Raw genomic sequence first — 22376 nt, 5'->3', positions numbered from 1 at the left:
CCCACGAAAAGCCGCAGAGCAGCGCAGACCAGCGCGTACCAGTGAGGATCGCCGTGCCCGAGTTCCTGCCGACAGCGCCGTACCGAGGGACCAGGGATTTCCTGCCGCCCGAGATGTCCGTCCGCACGCAGGTCTTCGGCCATCTCTACGAGGTGCTGGAGCGGCGCGGTTTCCTGCGCTACGACGGGCCGGTGCTGGAGTCCGCGGAGATCTACGAGGCCAAGTCCGGCCAGGAAATCGCCGATCAGCAGCTCTACACCCTCACCGACCGGGGCGGGCGGCGGCTGGCGTTGCGCCCGGAGATGACCCCTTCGGTGGCCAGGATGATCGCGGGCAGCGCGGGCTCGCTGCAGTTCCCGGTGCGCTGGTACAGCCACCCGAACTGTCACCGCTACGAGCGTCCGCAGCGTGGCCGGGTGCGCGAGCACTGGCAGATCAACGCCGACATCTTCGGTTCGGAGAGCGCGAACTGCGAGATCGAGATGTTCGAACTGATCCACGATCTGCTGGGTGGGATCGGGGCGACCGAGGACATGTTCGTCGTGCGGGCGAACGACCGGACGCTGTTGTCCTCGGTGCTGACCGATCTGGTCGGCGTCACCGAGGAGCAGTTGCCGCGGGTGTTCTCCCTGGTGGACCGCTGGGAGAAGCACGACCGCGCCGCGCTCGCCGAGACCGCCGCGGAGATCGGGCTGAGCGACGCGCGATTCGAACGGCTCACCGAGACGCTGGGCGCGGGCAGTGCGCTGCTCGACGAGATCCCCGCCGAGGTCCGGGAACAGTCAAATCTCGTCTCCGTGCTCGGTGGCGGTGCTGCCGGTCTGGTCACCTTCGACCCGCTGATCGTGCGCGGGCTGGCGTACTACACCAGCACCGTGTTCGAGGTGTTCGACACCTCGCCGGAGAACAACCGGGCGCTGTTCGGCGGCGGCCGTTACGCGGACCTGGCCGGCCTGTTCACCTCGCAGCGGATCCCCGGCATCGGCTTCGGCATGGGTGACGTGACGCTGTTCGACTTCATGGGCACACACGGCCTGCTGCCGGAACCGCGCAGTGAGGTCGACGTCGTGGTGATCCCGGTGTCGGCGGAACTGTCCGACGCCGCCCGCACGGTCGCCGCGACGATGCGCCGCGCCGGACTGCGCACCTCGACGCCGATCGAGCTGCGCAAGCTGGGCAAGGAGCTGAGCCGGGCGGACAAGGCCGGGGCGCGTGCCGTGGTCATCGTCGGCCAGGAGGACTGGGACGCCGGGAACGTCACCGTCCGCGGGCTGGCCGATCGTGAGCAGCGCCAGGTGAGTGTGGACGAGGCGGCGGGCACCGTCACCGAGTTGCTGGCCCGCTGATCGCCGCGGGCGTCGCGCGGATTCCGCGTTCGGCGCCCGCGGTACCGCCGCCCGGGTACCGCGCGCACCATTTCCATACCTTGTTCTCTTGACACCGTCCGCGCTGCGGTCGTTGATCTTCCTTTCGCCCTGAGGGTTGCATCCCTTGCAACACAAGCGAATGCGGGTTCTGTCGCGATGGATGACAGAATCGGACAAGGCCTGAAATTGGTCTGGACATTTCACACGGAGCGCCGTTAATCTGGCGTACGGCCAAGCGCGATCGCGAATTGCTCTGATGAACCGACCCCCGTTTTCAGGAGCCCAGCATGCGCAAGAAGACCACCGCGGCCGTCATCGGCCTCAGTATCGCCGGATTCTCCGTCCTCGCCGCGCCCGCGGCGTCCAGCCACGGCTACTCCGACCAGCCACCGAGCCGCCAGGCCATGTGCGCCAACGGAACCGCTACCGACTGCGGCAACATCCAGTGGGAACCGCAGAGCGTCGAGGGCCCGAAGGGCTTCCCCTCGGCAGGCCCCGAGGACGGCTCGCTCTGTTCCGCGGGCAACGGGCAGTTCGCCCAGCTCGACGACCCGCGTGGCGGAGAGTGGCCGTCCACCAAGCTCGCCGCGGGCGAGGACTTCACCTTCAGCTGGACCCTGACCGCGCAGCACTCCACCACCGACTTCCAGTACTACGTCACCAAGGACGGCTTCGACCCGAGCCAGCCGCTCACCAGGGCCTCGCTGGAGTCCGAGCCCTTCCTCACGGTGCCCTACGACGGAGCGAAGCCGGACGCCAAGGAGAGCCACCAGGGCGCCGTGCCCGCGGGCAAGTCGGGCAAGCACGTGATCCTGTCCGTGTGGACGGTGGCCGACACCGCCAACGCGTTCTACGCCTGCTCCGACGTCGAGTTCTGATCGGGCCCAGCCGCCAGGACTCCGGCCGTCGCCTGAGTGCCGGGGCGGGTGAGCACACCCGCCCCGGCACTCAGCGCACCGGAATGGCCGCCGCATACTGCGGAACCAGTTGTGCCCCAAGGGTTCGCTTCAACTCGGCCATTTTCTTGCCGAGGATGAGACCGTCCTTGCCCGACCTGATCCCCCAGCTCACGAACTCCCGGTAGACGTCGAAGTACAGGTCTCGCCTGCCACCGAGATGCCCCGGCAGCGCCGACCACGAACGCAGCACCGGCCACTGTGGATGGTCGAAGATCAGGCCGAGAGCCAGCAACCGCCCCGTGGAGCCGTCGAGGTAACGCACGCCGAGGACGTCCGGCTGACCGAACAACCGCTCCAGGTACCCGCCGAACTGCGGCAGCGGGACGATCGGCACGTCCCGGTGCTTGTCCGAGTTGTACCGCATCAACGCGGCGGCCTCCACCGGGTCGGCGCCGGCGAGAGCACCGACCCGCACCTCCACCGCCGGGTCGGCCGCGATCGTGGCGGCGATCTTGTGCAGGCTCTGCCGCCGCTTCTTGCGCAACGTCGAGGTCCAGTCGTCCTCGCTGGAGAACCCGTCGAGATCGATCCGCCCGACATCCTCGGTGCGGCGAACCAGCCGGAACCGTCCGTCCACTTCGGACACACCGGCCTCGCCGAGCTGACGGGCGAGCAGCACCCGCAGCCCCGGCCCCAGCCTGGACCGCATCAGCGGCAGATAGCGATCCAGCAGCTCCCGGCAACCACCGTCCGGCCCCGCCCCGGCGAACCACCAGCCCGGCACCGCGCTGGAGTTCGGCGAGCGCACGTCCAGCCCGCCGATCCGGCCGCCCCGGGCCGAGCCGGCGAACCGATGCCGCCGCGTCGGCGTGCCCACCCACGCGCAGGCGACCACCCCGGTCTGCTCGCCACCCTCGTGCAGCACGGTCACGTACTGCGGAGTCCGGGCACACCACGCCTGCACGGCCAGCACGTCCCAGCTCCAGTCCGCGCGCAGCCCGGCCCGCTTGCGCAGCGCCGTCCAGTAGACCGGCTCCGGATCGAACCGGGGATCGAGAACCTCGTGCCCGTCACCCCTCCGCGCGCTCATCCGCGCGCTCATCCGCACACCGGCCGGGGAGCGATCACCGCGCGCAGCGGACGGGCTGTGAACCCGAGCGAGGACTTCAGCTCGGAAAGGCCACGGCCCGAGGACATGCCCTTACGGCCCGCGTCGATCATGTGCCCGGCGACTCTGGCGAAGGCGTCGAAGTAGAGGTGCTGCCGTCCACCGTCCTCCACCGGCACGGCGGCCCAGTGCTGGTGCAGCGGGAGCACCGGGTGATCCAGCACGTTGGTGAAGGCCAGCAGCCTGCCGGAGTCGTCGTGGTAGGTCACCGTGAACACATCCTGCCTGCGTACCAGCGCGTGCAGGTACGCAGGCGTGATCGCCCCGCGGAAGTCGAACGCGACCCGGCCGAACTTCGCCCGGTGCGCGTCCAGCATCGGCGCGAGCTCGGCACCGTCGAGATCGTCGCGGCCGGTGCCACCGCGGATCGTCAGCGAGGGATCGCCACTGATCTTGCGGATCTGCCCGCGGATGCTGTGCCTGCGACTGCGCGACAGGGACGAGATCCACTGCTCCCGGCTCTCGAAAGTGTTGTCCAGCACCGAGGTCGGCGCCGCGTCGCGGACGATCCGGCCACGCCCGGAGACGGCGTACTCCTCGGCGGGCGAGACGGAGCGGTACAGCACGCCCACACAGCCGGGGCCGACGTAGCGGCAGATCGCGCGCTCGAAGAGACGGACGATCTCCGGCCGCGCGTCGATGCCCACGGTCTCGGCGAAGGCCCAGCCGGGATAGCCGGACAACCACTGCTGGTGCACCTCGGCCCAGCGGGGCGCGAACCTCGCAGTGCCACCGACCGCGCGGAACCGGTGCTCGGTGCCGCGACGGCAGATCGTCACCCCGAAGGCCGCGGTCACCCGGCTGTTCTCCCGCACCAGGACGAGAATGTTCGGGCTGCGCGAACCGGTGGTCTCGATGGTAAGCAGGCCGTAGTCCCATGGCACCGGAAGGCGTTGCGCCTCGGCGAACGCCGCCCAGTCCGGCGGTTCCGGGTCGCGGCGCGGGTCGAGAACGTCGACGGTGACGGTCATCGGCCCAGCACCGGCCTCGGTGCCGCGACGGTGAACAGGTCCCGGGTGCCGAAACCGAGCGCCGCCTTCTCCCCGAGCATGGCCCGTCCGGCGGTGAGTTCCCCGCTGCGGCGTTCGAGCATCTGCCGCACACAGTGCGCATAGGCGTCCACGTACAGATCCGGCCTTCCGCCCTCGGCCCTCGGCACGGCCGCCCAGTGGTGCACGGCCGCGCTGCGGGGGTGATCGATCATCGTGTTGAAGCCGAGCAGCCTGCCGCCGGGCGTGGTGTACGTACGGGTGACGATGTCCTTGCGGTGCACCAGTTCGTCCAGGTACGCGGCGGAGACCGGGCTGCGGGTGTCCATGTGCAGGCCGCCGATCCGGGAACGCTGGCCGCCCGCCCAGGCCCGTTCGTCCTGGCGGGCCCGGTGCGCGTTGAGCAGTGCCGCCAGCTCGGAGGCATCCAGGTCGTCCCGGGCGGCCCCGGCCGTGCTGCGAACACCGGGGTCCGCCGCGAACTCGTCGAGCATCTGCCGCACCCGCGGGGCCACCGCCGCCCGCCAGTCCTGTTCGGACTCGACGCCGGCGAGCACCGCCGTCGGGTCGATCTGCCTGCGCATCCGGGCGGGACCGGACATGGCGTCGGCCAGCTCGAGGGTCATCGCCCGGTACATGACGCCGAGCAGCCCGGTTCCCAGGAAGCGCACCAGTTCCCGTTCGAAACAGCGGATCGCCTCGCGGCGCACGCCCGCGTCACCGTCCAGCACGCAGGCCGGGTAGCCACTGAGCAGCGGCAGGTACACCTCCGCCCAGCGGGGACGCAGCCGGGTGCGGCGGGCGTACCGGGCGGGCGCGTAGGACTGGTCGTTCCAGCTCCGGCACACCATCACCGAGAGCCCGCCGATCACCCGGCCGTCGTCCGCACGGACGACGGCGAGCACCGGTGGATTACGCGCGGTCCACGCCTCCAGCCGGAGCAGCCGGTAGTCCCAGACGGGGTGCAGCCGCATCCGGCTGCGGAACACCGGCCAGCCCTCGGGTTCCGGGTCGGTGCGCGGGTCCGCGATCTCGACCTTCACCGGCCCAGCACCGGCCTCGGCACGAGCACCCCGTGCACCGGGCTGGGAGCGAATCCCAGCGACGCCTTGACGTCGAGCTTGCCGCGTCCGGCGGAGACCCGGGGCCTGCCGTGCGCGGTGGCCCAGCGGACCGCGCGGACGTAGGCGTCGAAGTACAGGTTCGGCCTGCCCCCGTCGGCCCGGGACAGCGCCGCCCAGTGCTGCTTCACCGGGGTGACGGGGTGATCGAGCATCGTGTTCAACGCCAGCAGCCTTCCGCCGTCGTCGTGATAGGTGAGGGTATGCACGGCGGGATGCCGTACCAGTGCGTCCACATAGGACGCGGCTACCGGAGAACGGGTGTCCAGCGGCGGGGCGGGGAACCTGGCGCGGTGGGCGTTGATCAGCCGGGCCACCACGGCCGCGTCCAGATCGGTCCGGCCAGCCCCGCCGCGCACCACCAGCGAGGAGTCCCCGGCGAGCGCGCGCTGCTGCCTGCGCAGCCCGCCCCTGCGGCTCTTGCTCAGCGCGGCCAGCCAGTCCTCGGTGCCCTCGAAGTGGTTCTCCAGCACGGCCGCCGAGTCGGTCTGCCTGCTGATCCGGCCACCGCCCTCGACCGCGGGCAGCAGACCGGGACCGACTCCCCGGTAGAACACGCCGAGCAGACCACGGCCGAGCGCGCGCACCAGTTCGCGTTCCACCGCCCGGACCGCCTCGCGCAACGGCCCGCCTGCCACCTCCGGCCGGTGCAGGATTCCGGGGAACCCGCTCAGCCACGGCTGGTACACCTCCGCCCAGACCGGGCCGCGCGCGGAGCGGGAGTCCGGCGCGTACCGGGGCACCCGGCGTGGCCTGCAGACGAGCACGGTGAACGCGGCCACGATCCGGCCGCCCTGGTGGACGGTCGCCAGCAACGGCGGGTTGCGCGACATCCACGCCTCGATACCGAGCAGCGCGTGGTTCCAGACCGCGTGCGGACGCACGGCACGGGCGAAGTCCACCCAGTCGTCAGGCTCCGGGTCGGTGCGCGGATCGCAGATCCGCACGTCGGCGGCCACCGGGGCGCTCGCGGGCTGCCGCGCCGGGGCGGCGGGCCCGCCGGTCACGTCAGCACGACCGGAGTGCCGTGCCGGGGGCAGGGGGCGACCTCGCCGTGCACACCGCCGCAGGCCAGAACGTCCACCAGGCGCGGCGAGGTCCGGCCGAGGACGGTGAACGCCAGGCCGCCGGTGGTGGACCGGACGTGGACGCGCCGCCAGTCCACATGCCACCGGCCGCAGTCGCGCAGCACGCCCAGGTAGCCGAGCAGCGGATCGTGCAGCAGGCCGTAGGGGCCGCCGTCGAGCTGGTCCAGCCTGCGGTGCGGCACCCGGCTCCACCGTGGTTCCGGTTCCGCACGCAGCGCGGTGGCGAGCGTGTCGAGGGCCTTGTCGTCCCCGACCGCCAACACGGACTCGTTGCGGCGCAGGGTATCGGTGATCTCACGCAGCGCGGGGTGCTGTTCGGAGCCGATGATCGAATCCGGGTGCAGCAGGCACCCCCGGGTACCGGAGGACAGGTCGGCGGGTGGCCGGGCGATGTCCGCGTCGACGACGACCACCAGGTCGGCGGAGCCGCCGCGAGCGTGCGGCAGCAGGCCGCCGAGCCCGCGCGCGGCGTCCGGCACGGCGCTGCCTCCGGCCAGCGGGACGGTGTCCACCAGCGTGCGAGCGACCAGGTCGGCGCTGAGCGCGCCGCCGTCCACGCCCGTCTTCCCGGGCACCAGCACAGGTTCCGTACGACCGCTCAGCGCCCAGGTCTCCCGGTAGAGAGGAACCGTGGCGAACGCCGACCGGACCGCGCGCAGATAGGCCGATCGCCAGAGGCGCGCGCCTCCGAATCTCCACATGGCGGGAGAGTCTGCCACCGGTTCACCCGTTCCGTGCGAAATTGCCCGCCAGTACTCCGAAAGGACTCACCCCGCTGGCACCCCCTTCGGCTGTACGGCGCAACTTTCGCCGATTCCGTGCCGTTTTCGGGATCGGGCGGCATATAACTCTCCCACCTTCACTGCAGGCGGATGACACCTGCGCAAAACGTGAGAACGAGGACGTCACATGTCTGGATCAACACTGCCCCGCAACGGTTTGAACACGGTTGCACACGCAGGCTCGTCAACAGTGGTATGAACAATTCCACCTCTGTTGGTGAAACAATCACCGACATCACCGTCGTTGTGCCATGCTTCAACGAAGTCGACAACGTCGGCCCTTCCCACCAGGAGATAGTCAGCGAACTGGGCCAGTACGACCTGGAGATACTCTACGTCGACGACGGCAGCACGGACGGCACTCTCGACGTCATCCGGCAGCTCGCGGAGAGCGATCCGAGGGTCCATTACATATCGTTTACCCGAAACTTCGGGTTCGAAGCCGCCTTCTCCGCGGGGTATCGCTACGCGAGCAATTCCTGGGTCCTGCACGTGGACGCAGATCAACAATTCCCGGCCGCCGAGGCGCGAAAGTTGATCGCCGAGGCGGAAAAAGGGTACGACGCCGTTTTCGGTGTACGAACGAACCGGCAAGATCCGTTGGCCCGGCGCTGGGGAACCGCGGCCTTCCATTTCATCGGACGACGAGTACTTCGCATCGAGCTGCCCGAGGGCGCTACGGCGTTCCGGTTGGTGCGCACCGAACTCGCCCGCCGCATCGTCGACCTGGACGTCGGCACGCCGTACTTCCTCGCCACCGTGCCCCGGCTGACCAGCCGCTACACGACGATCCCGGTGGCGCACCGCGCCCGGGAGCGCGGGGAGTCCAAGGTCGGCTTCGGCTTCCTCGCCTCGCACGCGGTGGAACTGTTCGTCGGGTTCACCCGCAGGCTGACCACCGCCGCCTCGGCGACGGCACTGATCACCGCCGTGCTCGCGGTACTGCTGGGGGCAGGGGCCGCGACCGGCCTGATCGGCGGCACGGCGCTGAGCACCGCGGTGTTCGTCCTGCTCGCGACCGTGCTGCTGGTGCTCTCCCTGCTCGTGCGCTATCTCGTCGTGGTCGGTGCGGGGCAGCCCCGGCCACGGCAGTTCTACATCCGCGAGACCACTCTCGCGCGGCCCGTCGACGCGGCGGACCTGCTACTCGCCTCGACGCCGGACACCGGCGTCCCCGTCACCGACGCCCGTCAGGGCACGGAGGTCACAACATGAGAACCCTCGTCGTCCTCGGCGGCGCCGACGGCTCGGTCAGCGTCTACCAGCGCGCCCGCGAGCTGGGCTACCGGACCATCTGCGTGGACGTCCGCCCCGGCGCGCCGGGGGTACTGCACGCCGACGAGTTCGTCCAGCTCAGCGTCCGCGCACCGGAACGGATCGCCGCCGCACTCGACGGCCGCACCGACATCGTCGGCGTGCTGTGCCCGGCCAGTGACGTCGGACTGCCCACGCAGGCGTGGCTGAGCAGGCACTGGGGCCTGCCCTCGCCGCTGCCGGAGGCCGCCGTCCGCGCGTCGGTGGACAAGCCCGTCTTCCGCGCCCTGTGCGACCAGCTCGGCCTGCCCAGTTACCGCTGTGTTTCCGGTGCGCCCGACGCCGACCTGATCAGCGCCGCGACCGGACTGCGCTTCCCGACGCTGGTGAAGCCGGTGGACTCCTCGGGCAGTCGCGGCGTGGTCGCCTGCCCGGGGCCGGGTGCGCTGCGTTCGTCGTTCGCCGAGTCGGTCGAGTTCTCCCCGTCCGGCCGCATCGTCGTCGAGGAACACCTCGACGGTTCGCACTACACGGTGGAAGTGCTGGTGCGGCACGGAAAGGTCGCCTTCCACGCGGTGACCGAACGGACCATCACGCCCCCGCCGTACTTCGTCACCACCTCGCACCTGCTGCCGGCCGAGCTGCCCGCGGCGGTGGACGCCGAGCTGGTCGAGACGCTGGAAGCGATCTGCGCCGAACTCGGCTACACCGACGGCCCGCTGACGCTGGACGCGGTGCTCGGCAGGGACGGCAGGCTGTACCTGATCGAGATGGGCGCCCGGATGGGCGGCAACGGTCTCGCCGAGGTGATCGAGAGCTGTTACGGCGTCGACCTGATGGCGGCGACGATCGCGGTCGCGGTCGGCGACGACCCGGTACTCACCCCGCACCCGCCGGTACCGACGCTGGTGCACGTGCTGGGTTCGGACCGGCCCGGCTGCCTCGGCCGGATCGAGGGCATCGACGACGTGCTCGGCATCCCCGGCGTGGTGGACCTGCGGCTGTTCGCCGAGGAGGGCGACTTCGTCCGCGCGTACGAGCAGGCGGGGTACAAACTCGGCTACGTGGTGCTGACCGCGTCCTCGGTACCGGAGTTGCTCAGCGCCGAGAACGCGGTCCGCGGCACGCTGAAGTTCCGGCTGGAGGCACAGGACATGGCGGTGCCGCAACCGTGACGACCGTGTCGGCGACCGCCGCCCCGCGGCCGCTGATGATCCTGCGCCTGCTGCTGGGACGCGGTGCGTTCCGCGGCAGCGCGCAGGTGATGCAGTTCGCGCTCGTCGCCGTCTGGGGAACCCTCAACTACGGGCCGTTCGCCAACGCCCTCGGCGCCTGTGCCTGGCTGGTGTTCGTGCCCACGGCGGCGGAGAAGAGCGCGCTGAAGGTGATTCCCAGGGCGAACGCCACCAGGGACGCGATCGCCGGGCTGTCGCTGCGGTTCGCGGCGGCGCCGGTGCTGCTGGTCGTGCTCGCACTGCTCGGCGGGCTGGTGATCGCACCCGACTCACCGGCGACGCTCTACCTGGCGGCCGCCTGCTGGCACGCCTGCACCGGCCTGCTGATGACCGTGTCCGGTCTGAATCGCTTGCAGGGCAAGCCTTCCCTTGACGCACTGGCGTTCGGCGCCGGCGCGGTGCTGGTGGTCGGGGCGACACTGGCGACCTGGCTCGGCGGCTGGTCCCCGCGGACCCTGCTGCTGGTACTGGTCGCCGGGCTCGGCGTGCTGGTACTGGCGGCGGTGCTGCGCCTGCCCACCGCCTGGGTACGCCCGGAGCCGGTGCGGCGACGCGGCCTGCTGCCCGCGTTCGGCCGGACCACCTGGCTGCTGGGCGTCTCGGAACTGTTCGACGCCTTCTCCGTCTCGCTGGTGTTCCTGGTGCTCGCCGCGTCCGGCCGGGTGTCCGACAGCGGACCGTTCTACCTGGCGCTGATGTCGTCCAGCGTGTTCTGCTCGTTCCTGCTCTACCAACTCAAGCTGCACCAGCCGCGCACCTCCGCCCGGCTGCGCGGCGAAGGGGCCGCCCACGGCAGGGCAAGGGCGGCCTCGCTGATGCGCGCCGCCGAGCGGGCCGGTCTCGCCTTCGCCGTGCTGCTCGCGGCGGGGCTGGCGCTGCCCCCGGTGCGCGAGGTGCTGCTCGCCGACGCGGGCCTGACCGTGTGGCTGGTACTCGGCGTCCTCGTGCTGATCGAGATGGCCATGGCGATCACCCTGATCTACGCCACCTACCTGCTGGAGAACACCAACAGCCGTATCCTCACCTCGACCTCCGCGGCGGCGGTGGTCCGGCTGGCCGCGACCGCCGCGCTGGCGATCGCGCTGGTGCCCCCGCTGGGCGCGGTGGGCGGGTTCGCCGCGATCACCCTCGCACTGTCCGTCGAGGCGTGGTCGCTGCGCCGGATGCTGTTGCGCCACCACCCCGAACTCCACCCCCCCGCGACATCACGGACCGCGGATCCGACGCCCACCCCGTAGAACCACGGAGTATCACCATGTACGTACTCGGCATCAGCAGAGTCCACGACTCGGCCGCCGCTCTCGTCCACGACGGCAAGATCGTCGCCTTCTCCGAGGAGGAACGGTTCACCCGCGTCAAGCACGACGGGAGACTGCCCGCACGCGCGATCGAGTTCTGCCTCGAACAGGCCGGGATCACCCTCGCCGACGTCGACCACGTCGCCTACTACTGGCAGCGCTGGAAGGAACCGATCCACGCGGCGAAGGTCTTCGCCCGCTACTTCCCCGGCACGCTGGACGTGTTCCGCAACGGCAACGGCGACGAGGGCGGCAAGTCCGCCGGGATGCTGGACACGCTGCGCACCGGCGGCGGCAAGGGTGCCGACGACTACCACGTCGGCGGCGCCGTTCTGGCGCACTTCAAACGTTCCTACACGCTGGAGCGCGACATCAGGGAGGCCGTCGGGTTCACCGGCGCGACGAAGTTCGACGTGCACCTGATCGACCACCACCGGGCGCACGCGGGCAGCGCGTACTACATCTGCCCGTGGGACGAGTCGGCCGTGCTGACCCTCGACGGCATCGGCAGCGACGGCACCTCCACCCTGCTGGCGCACGGAAAGGGTGACCGGATCGTCGACCTGCGGCGGATCAAGTTCCCGCACTCGCTGGGCGCGATGTACGCCGGGGTGACCGGATACCTCGGTTTCTACCCGACCCGCGACGAGGGCAAGGTGATGGGCCTGGCACCACTGGGCAAGGACACCTACGTCGAGCAGTTCAAGCAGCTCGTGCACCTCGACCCGGACGGCGGCTTCGAACTGGACCTGAGCTGGTTCGGCCACCAGCGCACCGGCAAGCACGTGATGTCGAAGAAGTTCACCGACACCTTCGGTCCGGCACGGCCGAAAACCCGGGTCACCGCGGACAATCCGGTGCCACAGCACTACATGGACGTCGCCTACGCCCTGCAGGTCACCCTGGAGGAGGCCGGGCTGCACCTGGCGCGCTGGCTGCAGAAGGAGACCGGTTCGAAGCGGCTGAGCATCGCCGGGGGCGTGGCACTGAACAGCGTGATGAACGGGCGGATCCTGCTGGAGACACCGTTCGAGGAGTTCTTCGCCCAGCCCGCCGCCGCCGACGACGGCTGCGCGCTGGGTGCCGCGCTGGAGGTCAGCGTCGGCAAGTACCGCAAGCCGCGCCCGCGGGACGGGTTCACCTACACCGGGCCGGAGTACTCCGAGGAGGAGATGGAACTCGCGCTCTCCGACGCGGGCCTGGACTACCGGCGGCCCGACGACATCGCCGCGCACACCGCGCAGCGGATCTCCGACGGCCTGATCGTCGGCTGGGTGCAGGGCCGGATGGAATGCGGGCCGCGCGCGCTGGGCAACCGCTCGCTGGTCGCCGACCCGCGCGACCCGGAGTCGAAGACGCGGATGAACGAGAAGGTCAAGCACCGCGAGGCCTTCCGGCCGTTCGCGCCCTCGTGCCTCGCCGAGCGGGCGGGCGAGTACTTCGTCAGCGACTACCCGTCGCCGGTGATGCTGCTGGTTTTCGACGTGCTGGAGCACCAGCGGGCCGCCGTCCCGGCGATCACCCACGTGGACGGGACCGCCAGGGTGCAGACGGTATCCGAGGACGACAATGCCCTCTACTACCGGATGATCAAGAATTTCGAGCGCATCACCGGGGTCCCGATGGTCGTCAACACCTCGTTCAACGACAACGAGGAACCGATCGTGACCACCCCGGCCGACGCGGTCGCCTGCTACCTGAAGACCGATGTGGACGCGCTCGCCCTCGGCCCGTTCTGGGTCGAGAAGACGCGCCTGGAGGAAGAGACCGATGACAGCGACCTTGACTGAGCCCCCGGCCGCGCCCGCGCGGGACCGCGGCTGGATCCCCGCGCTGTATCGCGGGCGGCGCTGGCTGTGGCTGGTGCCGACGATCCCCGCCGCGGTGATCACCGGGCTGATCATGGTGGTGCTGCCGCCGGACCAGACGCTGGACAACGTCGCGGAGTGGGCGTTCAAGCTCAGCCCGTTCGCGTTCGCCGTGGTCGCGGTGGCGTTGTTCCCGAAGGTGCGGATGGCTCCCGCGATGATCGGGCTCGGCGTGATCGTCTACATGGGATACCTGGACACCGAGTTCGTCATGCGGATCCAGGAGTACGGCCGGACCTCGTCCGCGGACGACTCCTTCCAGCCGATCTACCAGTTCGAACTGTTCATCACCACGTTCATCGTGCTGTTCGCGCTGATGGCCTACCGGCTCGGCGGCGCTCGCACGGCGAACGTGCTCAAGGCGGGTGTGGCGTCGATCCTGGTCGTCGTCTCCGGCCTGAACGACCTGACGTTCTGGGCGCTGAACGAGGTGTGGGCGGCGGGTTCGCGGCCCACCGAGCTGAAGTGGGCCTCGCACATCATCGTCTTCGTCGGCGGCCCGCCGAGCGTGGCGACCGCGGTGGTGTTCATGCTCGTGCACCTGGTGCTGGCCGGGATCGTCATCGCCCTGCCGCTCGGCCGCTGGGTCGACCGGGCGCTGGGCATTCCGTCGACGTGACACCGGAGCGTGGTTCCCGCCGCGCGGGAACCACTCTCAGCCGCGGTGGCGCCAGAGGTCGCGCAGCAGCGCGACCTCCGCCATGTGGTGGGTGAACTCGTAGTTGGTCCACGCCACGATCACGGCGAACGGCACGTCCGGGTCGGAGCCGTGGGGGAACTGCCCGAAACCGGTGGTGTCGAGCTGTTCCTCGGTCAGCGCACCGATTCCGGCACGCCAGCTGTCCAGCACGGTGTTCAGTCGTTCCAGTGCCAGGCTCGCCGACACAGTGGCCCGGACCAGATCGGCGGGACGCCGCCGTCGCTGCCCGAAGGTCCACTCGCAGCGTCCGGCGAAACTCCAGTGCAGGTGCTGCAACCGCCAGGCGATCGTGGTCACCGGTGCCGGGTCGGGGTCCTCGGTGTCCTCGTCGAGTACCCAGTCGCCCGTGCCGATCGCGTGGGAGGTTCGCTCCTCACCACGGCGCCGCACCGACCACGCGCCGGGAACCGGCTCACAGGTACTCCTCGTCGGTGAGCCCGGCCAGCCGGGCACTGGACAGCTCCCTTGCGATGTCGAACTGGTCGAGCAGCAGGCCGAGCCGATCCGTTCGCGGCGTCCCCATCGCGTCCTCCCCTGGCGGGTACCGGTGCGGCGTCAGGGTAGTGACGCTGTTCCCGGCGGGCGAGGGGATTTTCGCCGGTGGCCGGTCACCTGCCGAGCAGCTTCATCGCCTCCGCCGGGTAGCGCTCGCCCGCGACGTCGGCCGCGACGTCCGCGAGTTCGGCGAGTTCCTCGGTGGACAGTCCGACACGGACGGACGCCACGTTCTCCTCCAGGTACTTCCGCCGCTTCGTACCGGGGATCGGCACCACGTCCGGTCCCTGGTGCAGCACCCAGGCCAGCGCGAGCTGTCCCGCGGTGACGCCCTTCGCGTCTGCCAGCGAGCGCAGTCGCTCGACGATCGCCAGGTTGTGCGCAAGGTTGCCCTCCGCCATGCGCGGCTGGGCGGACCGGCGCGAGTCGCCCCCGGCGAAGTCGGCGGAGGAGGTGAACCGGCCGGTGAGGAAACCGCGCCCCAGCGGCGAGTACGGCACGACGCCGACGCCGAGTTCCCGGCAGGCGGGCACGACCTCGGTCTCGATGTCGCGCGACCACAACGACCATTCGGTCTGCACGGCGGTGATCGGGTGCACGGCGTGCGCCCGGCGGATCGTCCCCGCACCCGCCTCGGACAGTCCGAGATGCCGCACCTTGCCCTCGGCGACCAGTTCGGCCATCGCCCCGACGGTCTCCTCGATCGGCGTGGAGCCGTCGACACGGTGCTGGTAGTAGAGGTCGATGTGGTCGACGCCGAGCCTGCGCAGCGATGCCTCGCAGGCCTGCCGGACGTACGCGGCGTCGCCGCGCACCACCCGGCCGCCCGGGTCGGCGGGATCGCGCACGATGCCGAACTTCGTCGCCAGCACCACCCGATCGCGCCGGTCCGCGATCGCCCGGCCGACGAGTTCCTCGTTGACGCCCATGCCGTACATGTCGGCGGTGTCCAGCAGGGTGACACCGAGTTCCAGTGCACGGTGGATGGTGGCGATCGACTCGGTGTCGTCCCCCTGGCCGTAGAACTCGCTCATCCCCATGCAGCCGAGCCCCTGGGCGGACACTTCCAGGCCGCCCAGTTTCCTTGCGGGCACAGTCGTTTCACTCATGGTCTCTCCTTCGGCGGCGTGCTTTCGCGGCGTGGAGCACGCGCGGTCAGCGTCCGGCGTTGCGGGCGAGGTGCTCCGGGTAGCGTTCGCCGGCGACCGTGGCCGCGGCACCCGCGATATCGTCGAGTTCCTCAGTGGACAGTTCGATGTGGACGGATTCGACGTTCTCCTCCAGGTATGTGCGCCGCTTCGTACCGGGGATCGGCACCACGTCCGCACCCTGGTGCAGCACCCAGGCCAGCGCGAGCTGTCCCGCAGTGACGCCCTTCGCGGCTGCCAGCGAGCGCAGTCGCTCGACGATCGCCAGGTTCGCGTCCAGATTGGACTCGGTGAACCGGGGCAGCTTGCGCCGCATGTCGTCCTCGGGCAGCGTCCGCGCCGAGGTGATCGCCCCGGTGAGGAAGCCGCGTCCCAGCGGGGAGAACGGCACTATCCCGATGCCCAGTTCGCGGCAGACGGGCAGCACCTCGTCCTCGATGCCGCGCGTCCACAGTGACCATTCGCTCTGCAGTGCCGTCACCGGGTGCACGGCGTGCGCCCGGCGGATGGTCCCGGCCCCGGCCTCGGAGATGCCGAGGTGACGCACCTTGCCCTCGGCGACCAGTTCGGCCATCGCCCCGAAGGACTCCTCCACGGCGACGTCCGGATCGGTGCGGTGCTGGTAGTACAGGTCGATGTGGTCGACGCCGAGCCTGCGCAGCGACTCCTCGCAGCACTGCTTGACATACGCCGCGTCGCCGCGCACCGACTGGCCGCGCTCGTCGTGGACGATGCCGAACTTCGTCGCCAGCACCACCTTCTCGCGACGGTCCGCGATCGCCCGGCCGACGAGTTCCTCGTTGACGCCCTCGCCGTAGACGTTCGCGGTGTCGAGCAAGCTCACGCCCAGTTCCAGCGCCCGGTGGATGGTGGCGATCGACTCGCCGTCGTCCTCGCGGACGCCGTAGCCGGAGCTCATTCCCATGCAGCCGAGGCCCTGGGCGCCCACGTCGAGCCCGCCGAGTGTCCTGGTCGGAATCACGCCGGTACCTCCTTCGCCGTCGTACCGGCGTCTCGTTCGAGTTGCTCGTAGTTGGTGATCTTGTAGTCCAGTACGTCCATGCAGCCCTGTAGTTCGGCGATACGCTCGGCGACGGCGCGGCGCTGCTCGATCAGGATCGAGCGGCGGCGGCCGAAGGTCGCGGTGCCCCGCCTGCGCAGGGCGGCGTACTCGCGCATGGTCCGGATCGGCATGCCGGTGGTGCGCAACTTGGTCAGGAACTCCAGCCAGCCGAGGTCCTGGTCGGAGTACGCCCGCCTGCCACCGGAGTCCCGGGCGGGTGGATCGACGAGGTCGATGCGTTCGTAGTAGCGCAGGGTGTCGATCGAGAGCCCGCTGCGCCGAGCCGCCTCCGCTATCGAATAGCTCATGCTTCGACACTAGGACCTGGAGCGCGCTCCAGGTCAACTCGAACGCCGCACCTGCCCGAGCGGCAACCTGCCGCGAAGCGCTCCGCCACCCGACCCCCACCGCAATACGTCGACATATTGCGGCCCACACGAGCGCAATATGGCGACATATTGCGATCCGTTGTGCACGAGGTATCGCAATACGTCGACATATTGCGGTGTTGGGTGCGCCGGGGGTGGGTCAGACGGTGCCGTACTGACGGTCGCCTGCGTCGCCGAGGCCGGGGACGATGAAGCCCGAGTCGTTGAGACGCTCGTCGATGCTGGCGGTGACCACCCGCAGCGGCAGTCCGGACGTCCGCAGGAACTCGATGCCCTCCGGGGCGGCGAGCGCGCAGATGGCGGTGACGTCGGTGGCACCGCGATCGGTGAGCAGGCGGATGGTGTGCGCCATCGACCCGCCGGTGGCCAGCATCGGGTCGAGCACCAGCACCGGACGGTCGGCGAGCGATTCCGGCAGCGACTCCATGTACGGCGTCGGCTGGAGGGTTTCCTCGTCCCGCGCCAGGCCGACGAAGCCCATCTGCGCGTCCGGGATCAGTTTGTGCGCCTGGTCGGCCATGCCCAGCCCGGCCCGCAGCACCGGCACCAGCAGCGGCGGGTTCGCCAGCCGGTAGCCGTCGGTGCGGGCGACCGGCGTGTGGATGCGCTCGGTGCGCACCGGGGCGTCCCTGGTCGCCTCGTAGGTGAGCATCACGGTCAGCTCGTGCAGCGCGGCGCGGAAGGCGGCGCTGTCGGTCCGAGCGTCCCGCATCGTGGAGAGGCGAGCCTTGGCCAGCGGGTGGTCGACGACGAGCACGTCCATGGGCGGTTACATTAGCCGCCACCCCTGCCCGGAGCCGAGCCGATCCATGTCCCGGCCGAGTTCGTACCGGTTGACGACCTCGGAGAAGTAGTCCGCGATCCCCTGAAAGTCGCAGTCCGGTGCGTGTTCCTCCTCCGGTTCCTCAGGCGGCGTCGCGGTCACGGTCAGCCTCCAGTTCGCGTAGCAGCCCTTGATCGCCCAGGTCTGTTCCATCGGCACTCCCTCGTCGCGGTTTCCGCGCCAACGGTCCGGCCGTGCCATGTGGTCGTGCAACTTTCCGTTACGCCGCAGCGCACTGTCATGCTCGCTCGTGCCCTGGTGGCGTGCCGTACGAGCGGGTTTCTGTCGGTGGACGCTGGCACGGTGCCTGCCATGAACACCGAGATCACCGGGTTCGAGACCGTGAACGTCGAGGTCGACGGCCTGACGACGCGTGCCGCCGTCGGCGGTTCCGGGCGGGCGGTCCTGCTGCTGCACGGTTTTCCGCAGACCCGTCTCGCGTGGCGCGCGGTCGCCCCCGAGCTGGCCCGGCGGTACCGGGTCGTCTGTCCGGACCTGCCCGGCTACGGTGCCAGCGCCGGGCCGGACTCGGTGGAGGGTTACTCGAAGCGCGCCCTCGCGTCGCGGATGGTCGCCCTGATGCGCGAACTCGGCCACGACCGGTTCAGCGTCGTCGGGCACGACCGGGGCGGGCTGGTGGCGTTCCGGGCGGCGCTGGACCATCCCGGCGTCGTCGCGCACCTCGGCGTACTGGACATCCTGCCGAACACCGACAACTGGGCCGCGCTGCACGGCGTCGGAGGCGTGTTCGCGTTCCACCTGTACCTGCTGGCGCAGCCGTCCGATCTGCCGGAACGCATGATCGCCGCCGATCCGGACACCTTCGTCGGCCACTTCCTCGACACCTGGGTGACCGAGAAGGGGGCGATTCCCGCCGATTCGCGGGCGGCGTATCTCGCGGCGGCGCGGCGGGGAGAGGTCGTGCACGCGATGTGCCAGGACTACCGGGCCGGCGCGTTCGTCGACCCCGGCCACGACGACGCCGACCGGGAAGCCGGACGCCTGCTGACGATGCCCGTGCTGGCGATGTGGCAGGACCCCGGCGAGCTCGTACTGCCGTTCGATCCGCAAGCGATCTGGTCGTCCTGGGCACCGGATCTGCGCACGGTTGTGTTGCCCTGCGGGCATTTCCTGCCCGAGGAACGTCCCGGGGACGTCGTCGCGGCGATCACCGCGCTCCTCGAAGGGTGACCGAGGCCCGACGCCTGCGCGCGTGCCTTTCGAGTGACGCCTCTGTCGTGCCCATGGGGCAAGCCGCGACAGTGTGCGGCACGAGGGAAGGGGCGTGCGCATGGCCAGGCGCAAAGGAATCTCGGTACGGCAACGGCGGGTGTCGGCCGAACTCCGTTCACTGCGCGAGGCGCGCAAGCTGAGCTGCAAGGACGTCGCGCGGGCGCTGGACTGCTCGGAGTCGAAGATCAGCCGGATGGAGACGGGCGAGCGTGGCCTCTACGTGGACGACGTCGCCGCCATCCTCGGCTTCCTCCGCGCCCCGGCCACGATCCGGCAGGAGCTGCTGGCCCTGGTCCGCGACGGCGAGGAACGCAACTGGCACGAACTCCACGGCAAACTGCCGACGACGTGGACCAACCTGATCCGCATCGAGCGAGACGCGGCAGCGATCCTGAACTACGAACCAATGTTCTTCCCCGGCCTCGCCCAGACACCCGACTATGCACGGCACCTGATCCACGGCACTGATCCGGCACTGTCCGAGCCGGAGGTGGATACCCTCGTTTCAGCAAGGCTCAGTCGCCAGGCCATCATCGGCCGCCGGGATGCGCCACAGGTGCACCTGATCGTCGACGAGACCGTGCTGCGCCGCCCGGTGGTGACCCCGGAGATCATGCGCGCCCAGTTGCATCACCTGCTGGCACTGAGCGAGCGGCGCACCATCACCGTGCAGGTGGTGCCGTTCACCAGTGCCGCCCACCCCGGGCTGAGAGGACCGTTCGTGCTGCTGGAGTTCGCCAGCGAGCCCACCCTCGCCCACGTGGAGAGCCGCAACTCCAGCAGCTTCCTGGAGGAGGACGAACACATCGACTCGGTTCGACTTGCCTGGCGCCGCCTCCGTACCATTGCCCTGTCACCCGAGGATTCCGCGCGGCTGATTGCCAGCGCGGCGGGCGAGCTGACCAGCGACAAGGAGCACGGACCATGACCGCCCCGGACTTCACCCACGCCGTCTGGCGCAAGAGCAGCCGCAGCGGCAGCGATTCGAACTGCGTCGAAGTCGCCTTCCTCAACTGGCGCAAGAGCACCCGCAGCACGAGCGAGTCGAACTGCGTCGAAGTCGCCTTCGCCGACTGGCACAAGAGCACCCGCAGCAGCCACGAGTCCAACTGCGTCGAGGTCGGACACGCCCCGGGCCTGGTCGGCGTCCGCGACACCAAGGACCGCGACGGCGGCACCCTCGCCTTCCCCGCCCCCGCCTGGCACGCTTTCCTCCGCACCCACCACTGACCCCCGCACGGACCGATCCCCACCCCCGACCGGCCCTTCCAACCCCGCCGTGTCACGCCCCTCGGCACCCCGTGTCACGCGTTCTGACACCCCGTGTCATGCCCCTCGGCACCCCATGTCGGGCGCTACGGCACGTCGAGTCCGGCGTTCGGGCACCTGAATGCCGGGCGTCCGTAGGCAGACCTCTCCACGGATCGGACAGACCGCGCATCGTCACCGCAACCGGCGTTCGGCGAGCTGCCGTACGACGTGACCGAGCAACTTCCGGAACGCCCGACACGGCACGCCGCAGCGCCCGACACGAGGTGCCGTGCCGCCCGACACGGCATGCCGGGAGACGTGCCTCGGCACCTTTGGCCGTGCGAGTACGCATGAAATCCCTGACCCGGTCGGCACCATCTGTGCCTGACCACCTGGCTGTGACGATGGCGAGCTGGGCGTTTCCCGTTTCCCATCGGGTAGTCAACTGGCAACCCCGACTTTCCTAACGACGTGTCGTCACTTGCTCGTCAGAATCCGTCGTCAAGGAGTCCGGCACGGCCCGGACCCGACACACCGACCACCGGACGACGAGGCAGGCAAGGATGACGACACACAGGCCGATCTCCGGCCTTTCCACGACTAGCCGTACCAGCGCTGACGACACCTCCCTAACGGCCTTCACCGTGAGGACCCCCGCTAGTAGCGCCCGGCGGGCTCGCGCTCCGCGCCGTCCGGCACCCGTGCCGTGGCCATGTGTTCCCGCAGCCATGTCCTGCCTCCATTCGTGGCGAATGAGTGACTTACGGTGCCCGTCCGGGCACCTTTCGTGTTCACTGTTCAGCGTGCTCGCCGCGCCGTCCGGGAACGAGGGGTTTCCCGTGCGCCGGAGCAACGGGCAACGGGAAACCTGGAGGGGAACGTGCGGGAGCGTCAGGCCGGATTCGGGGCGGAACTACGACGCGTGCGCGTCGCGGCCGGGATCTCGTTGTCCCAGCTCGCGGACGCCGTGCACTACAGCAAGGGTTATCTCAGCAAGATCGAGAACGGCCACAAGGCCCTGCAATCCGACCTCGCCCGGCGCTGCGACGCGGAACTCGGCACCGGCGGTGTGCTGTCCGCGCTGCTCACGTCACCGGCACCGGAACGGCCACTACCAGACACGCCGGACGACGGGCAGGTGTGGGCGATGAACCTGGCCCCCGATGGCAGAAGCTGGTTCCGTCCGATGGCCCGCCGTGAAGCACTCGCCCTCGGTGGTGGGGCCGCGCTCGGCTTCGGTCTGGGCACGGCACCGGCGGCACAGGCCGAGCGGAACGTGGCGATCAAGGTCTTTCGGGACCACTTCGACCAGCTTCGCGTGCTGGGCCAGTCCGCGAGCCCCGGAGTAGTTCTTCCGGGCCTGGTGGCGCAGACACACACCCTGCGTTCGCTCGGTGCCCAGGCGACGGCGACGGAACGCCGGGAGATCCTCCGGCTCAGCTCCCGGTTCGCCGAGTACGCGGGCTGGATGACCCAGGAGTCCGGGGACGAACGCGGCGCGGTCTGGTGGACCGACCGTGCCGTCGAGATGGCCGAGGCGGGTGGTGACTCCGATCTGGCCGGGTACGCGCTGGTACGCCGGGCTCTGGTCAGCTTCTACCGCGACGACGCGAAGCAGACGATCCGGCTGGCACGGCAGGCGCAGGAACGCGGTGCCGCGCCCCCGCGGATCAGCGGCCTGGCGGCGCAGCAGGAAGCGCAGGGGTATGCGCTGGCCGGGGACTACAACGCCTGCATGCGATCGCTGGACCGCGCCCGCAGGTTGCTGCAACGCGCGGCGGAGCGCAGCGACCCGGCAACGCCCATCCTGGGAACCAGCAATCTCGACGATCCGGCGGCGATGGCCAACGGCTGGTGCCTGCTCGACCTCGGTCGTCCACGCGAGGCCGCAGACGAGCTGGATCGTCAGGTGACGCGCATCCCGGATCACGCCCTGCGCACGCAGGCTCGGTACGGCGTGCGCAGGGCGCTGGCGCACGCGTCGATCAACGAGATCGAATCCGCCTGCGACATCGTGTCGTCCTTGTTCGGAGCGGTGTCCGTGGTCGGTTCGGCGACGGTGGAAACAGACCTGCGACGTCTGCTTCGGACACTTTCCCGGCACCAGACACATCCCGCGGTCCGCGAAATCTATCCGCGGATCGTGGCGGAATTGACCGTCGACAGCGAATAGTCGATTCGACGTCGAAGAACACCATCAGGAGG

General features: G+C 70.0%; 22 protein-coding genes. 11 read left to right on the top strand and 11 right to left on the bottom strand.

All coding sequences use genetic code 11. From position 1 onward, the window contains the following. Positions 1-53: 53 nt before the first annotated feature. Positions 54-1346 (top strand): histidine--tRNA ligase, encoded by a 1293-nt coding sequence (hisS, locus tag CFN78_RS02330; RefSeq protein ID WP_094861088.1) that lies wholly within the window; start codon positions 54-56, stop codon positions 1344-1346. A 308-nt stretch (positions 1347-1654) separates the two neighbouring features. Beyond that, entirely contained in the window at positions 1655-2245 is a 591-nt protein-coding gene (locus tag CFN78_RS02325; RefSeq protein ID WP_094860820.1) for a lytic polysaccharide monooxygenase auxiliary activity family 9 protein, read from the top strand. Positions 2246-2315: 70 nt separating this feature from the next. Here CFN78_RS02325 and CFN78_RS02320 read toward each other — a convergent pair whose 3' ends face one another. Genes CFN78_RS02320 through CFN78_RS02300 form a run of 5 tightly spaced genes read right to left on the bottom strand, consistent with a single transcriptional unit; the run spans position 2316 to position 7333 of the window. Further along, on the bottom strand, positions 2316-3356 hold the full coding sequence (locus CFN78_RS02320) for a GNAT family N-acetyltransferase (protein WP_094860819.1): 1041 nt from the start codon (positions 3354-3356) through the stop codon (positions 2316-2318). An 8-nt stretch (positions 3357-3364) separates the two neighbouring features. Further along, entirely contained in the window at positions 3365-4405 is a 1041-nt protein-coding gene (locus CFN78_RS02315) for a GNAT family N-acetyltransferase (RefSeq protein WP_094860818.1), read from the bottom strand. Beyond that, complete coding sequence (locus CFN78_RS02310) at positions 4402-5466, bottom strand: hypothetical protein (protein ID WP_094860817.1); 1065 nt, start codon at positions 5464-5466, stop codon at positions 4402-4404. The genes CFN78_RS02315 and CFN78_RS02310 overlap by 4 nt, the downstream gene beginning before the upstream one ends. Next, on the bottom strand, positions 5463-6551 hold the full coding sequence (locus tag CFN78_RS02305) for a GNAT family N-acetyltransferase (RefSeq protein WP_240519214.1): 1089 nt from the start codon (positions 6549-6551) through the stop codon (positions 5463-5465). The genes CFN78_RS02310 and CFN78_RS02305 overlap by 4 nt, the downstream gene beginning before the upstream one ends. Continuing rightward, positions 6548-7333 (bottom strand): hypothetical protein, encoded by a 786-nt coding sequence (locus CFN78_RS02300; protein ID WP_094860816.1) that lies wholly within the window; start codon positions 7331-7333, stop codon positions 6548-6550. The genes CFN78_RS02305 and CFN78_RS02300 overlap by 4 nt, the downstream gene beginning before the upstream one ends. Before the next feature lie 276 nt (positions 7334-7609). On the opposite strand from CFN78_RS02300, the gene CFN78_RS02295 reads away from it, so the two are divergent. Genes CFN78_RS02295 through CFN78_RS02275 form a run of 5 tightly spaced genes read left to right on the top strand, consistent with a single transcriptional unit; the run spans position 7610 to position 13688 of the window. Beyond that, positions 7610-8629 carry a glycosyltransferase family 2 protein gene (locus tag CFN78_RS02295; RefSeq protein ID WP_094860815.1) on the top strand — a complete coding sequence of 340 codons (1020 nt, stop codon included), beginning with the start codon at positions 7610-7612 and terminating at the stop codon, positions 8627-8629. Further along, entirely contained in the window at positions 8626-9843 is a 1218-nt protein-coding gene (locus CFN78_RS02290) for an ATP-grasp domain-containing protein (RefSeq protein WP_094860814.1), read from the top strand. Before CFN78_RS02295 ends, CFN78_RS02290 begins: the two co-directional genes overlap by 4 nt. Continuing rightward, positions 9840-11141 carry a hypothetical protein gene (locus tag CFN78_RS02285; protein ID WP_240519213.1) on the top strand — a complete coding sequence of 434 codons (1302 nt, stop codon included), beginning with the start codon at positions 9840-9842 and terminating at the stop codon, positions 11139-11141. The genes CFN78_RS02290 and CFN78_RS02285 overlap by 4 nt, the downstream gene beginning before the upstream one ends. Positions 11142-11158: 17 nt before the next feature. After that, positions 11159-12991, top strand: a complete 1833-nt coding sequence (locus CFN78_RS02280; RefSeq protein WP_094860813.1) for a carbamoyltransferase family protein — start codon at positions 11159-11161, stop codon at positions 12989-12991. Beyond that, positions 12972-13688, top strand: a complete 717-nt coding sequence (locus CFN78_RS02275) for a hypothetical protein (RefSeq protein WP_094860812.1) — start codon at positions 12972-12974, stop codon at positions 13686-13688. The genes CFN78_RS02280 and CFN78_RS02275 overlap by 20 nt, the downstream gene beginning before the upstream one ends. A gap of 36 nt (positions 13689-13724) precedes the next feature. Here CFN78_RS02275 and CFN78_RS02270 read toward each other — a convergent pair whose 3' ends face one another. The 6 genes from CFN78_RS02270 to CFN78_RS02245 all read right to left on the bottom strand — a co-directional run bounded on the left by CFN78_RS02270 (position 13725) and on the right by CFN78_RS02245 (position 17840). Then, the gene (locus CFN78_RS02270) at positions 13725-14159 is read right to left on the bottom strand and encodes a DinB family protein (RefSeq protein ID WP_240519212.1); all 435 of its coding nucleotides are present in this window, start codon (positions 14157-14159) and stop codon (positions 13725-13727) included. A gap of 218 nt (positions 14160-14377) precedes the next feature. After that, the gene (locus CFN78_RS02265; protein ID WP_094860811.1) at positions 14378-15373 is read right to left on the bottom strand and encodes an aldo/keto reductase; all 996 of its coding nucleotides are present in this window, start codon (positions 15371-15373) and stop codon (positions 14378-14380) included. A gap of 46 nt (positions 15374-15419) precedes the next feature. Then, a complete protein-coding gene (locus CFN78_RS02260; protein ID WP_205660397.1) occupies positions 15420-16394 on the bottom strand; it encodes an aldo/keto reductase in 975 nt (324 codons plus the stop codon). Further along, positions 16391-16783: a MerR family transcriptional regulator gene (locus tag CFN78_RS02255; protein WP_094860810.1), complete on the bottom strand. Its 393-nt coding sequence runs from the start codon at positions 16781-16783 to the stop codon at positions 16391-16393. Before CFN78_RS02255 ends, CFN78_RS02260 begins: the two co-directional genes overlap by 4 nt. Positions 16784-17003: 220 nt before the next feature. Further along, positions 17004-17627, bottom strand: coding sequence for a uracil phosphoribosyltransferase (gene upp, locus CFN78_RS02250; protein WP_094860809.1), 624 nt, complete (start codon positions 17625-17627; stop codon positions 17004-17006). A 6-nt stretch (positions 17628-17633) separates the two neighbouring features. Then, on the bottom strand, positions 17634-17840 hold the full coding sequence (locus CFN78_RS02245; protein ID WP_094861084.1) for a hypothetical protein: 207 nt from the start codon (positions 17838-17840) through the stop codon (positions 17634-17636). A gap of 159 nt (positions 17841-17999) precedes the next feature. Here CFN78_RS02245 and CFN78_RS02240 point away from each other — a divergent pair, with 159 nt between their 5' ends. The 4 genes from CFN78_RS02240 to CFN78_RS02225 all read left to right on the top strand — a co-directional run bounded on the left by CFN78_RS02240 (position 18000) and on the right by CFN78_RS02225 (position 22344). After that, complete coding sequence (locus tag CFN78_RS02240) at positions 18000-18878, top strand: alpha/beta fold hydrolase (protein WP_094860808.1); 879 nt, start codon at positions 18000-18002, stop codon at positions 18876-18878. A gap of 100 nt (positions 18879-18978) precedes the next feature. Continuing rightward, positions 18979-19848, top strand: a complete 870-nt coding sequence (locus tag CFN78_RS02235) for a helix-turn-helix domain-containing protein (RefSeq protein WP_094860807.1) — start codon at positions 18979-18981, stop codon at positions 19846-19848. Continuing rightward, positions 19845-20150 (top strand): DUF397 domain-containing protein, encoded by a 306-nt coding sequence (locus tag CFN78_RS02230; protein WP_094860806.1) that lies wholly within the window; start codon positions 19845-19847, stop codon positions 20148-20150. Before CFN78_RS02235 ends, CFN78_RS02230 begins: the two co-directional genes overlap by 4 nt. A gap of 901 nt (positions 20151-21051) precedes the next feature. Beyond that, positions 21052-22344 (top strand): helix-turn-helix domain-containing protein, encoded by a 1293-nt coding sequence (locus tag CFN78_RS02225; RefSeq protein ID WP_094860805.1) that lies wholly within the window; start codon positions 21052-21054, stop codon positions 22342-22344. Positions 22345-22376: the final 32 nt, after the last annotated feature.

The sequence above is a fragment of the Amycolatopsis antarctica genome, assembly GCF_002262875.1.
GTDB classification, from domain to species: Bacteria; Actinomycetota; Actinomycetes; order Mycobacteriales; family Pseudonocardiaceae; genus Amycolatopsis; species Amycolatopsis antarctica.
This window is presented reverse-complemented; position numbering and strand designations above follow the sequence as displayed.

Bases quoted from the DNA above. Each gene is read 5' to 3' on its own strand.
- CFN78_RS02290 (WP_094860814.1), top strand. From the start codon at position 8,626: ATGAGAACCCTCGTCGTCCTCGGCGGCGCCGACGGCTCGGTCAGCGTC.
- CFN78_RS02275 (WP_094860812.1), top strand. From the start codon at position 12,972: ATGACAGCGACCTTGACTGAGCCCCCGGCCGCGCCCGCGCGGGACCGC.
- CFN78_RS02295 (WP_094860815.1), top strand. From the start codon at position 7,610: ATGAACAATTCCACCTCTGTTGGTGAAACAATCACCGACATCACCGTC.
- CFN78_RS02320 (WP_094860819.1), bottom strand. From the start codon at position 3,356: ATGAGCGCGCGGAGGGGTGACGGGCACGAGGTTCTCGATCCCCGGTTC.
- CFN78_RS02230 (WP_094860806.1), top strand. From the start codon at position 19,845: ATGACCGCCCCGGACTTCACCCACGCCGTCTGGCGCAAGAGCAGCCGC.
- CFN78_RS02245 (WP_094861084.1), bottom strand. From the start codon at position 17,840: ATGGAACAGACCTGGGCGATCAAGGGCTGCTACGCGAACTGGAGGCTG.
- CFN78_RS02235 (WP_094860807.1), top strand. From the start codon at position 18,979: ATGGCCAGGCGCAAAGGAATCTCGGTACGGCAACGGCGGGTGTCGGCC.
- CFN78_RS02315 (WP_094860818.1), bottom strand. From the start codon at position 4,405: ATGACCGTCACCGTCGACGTTCTCGACCCGCGCCGCGACCCGGAACCG.
- CFN78_RS02325 (WP_094860820.1), top strand. From the start codon at position 1,655: ATGCGCAAGAAGACCACCGCGGCCGTCATCGGCCTCAGTATCGCCGGA.
- CFN78_RS02240 (WP_094860808.1), top strand. From the start codon at position 18,000: ATGAACACCGAGATCACCGGGTTCGAGACCGTGAACGTCGAGGTCGAC.
- CFN78_RS02265 (WP_094860811.1), bottom strand. From the start codon at position 15,373: ATGAGTGAAACGACTGTGCCCGCAAGGAAACTGGGCGGCCTGGAAGTG.
- CFN78_RS02255 (WP_094860810.1), bottom strand. From the start codon at position 16,783: ATGAGCTATTCGATAGCGGAGGCGGCTCGGCGCAGCGGGCTCTCGATC.
- upp (WP_094860809.1), bottom strand. From the start codon at position 17,627: ATGGACGTGCTCGTCGTCGACCACCCGCTGGCCAAGGCTCGCCTCTCC.
- CFN78_RS02280 (WP_094860813.1), top strand. From the start codon at position 11,159: ATGTACGTACTCGGCATCAGCAGAGTCCACGACTCGGCCGCCGCTCTC.
- CFN78_RS02300 (WP_094860816.1), bottom strand. From the start codon at position 7,333: ATGTGGAGATTCGGAGGCGCGCGCCTCTGGCGATCGGCCTATCTGCGC.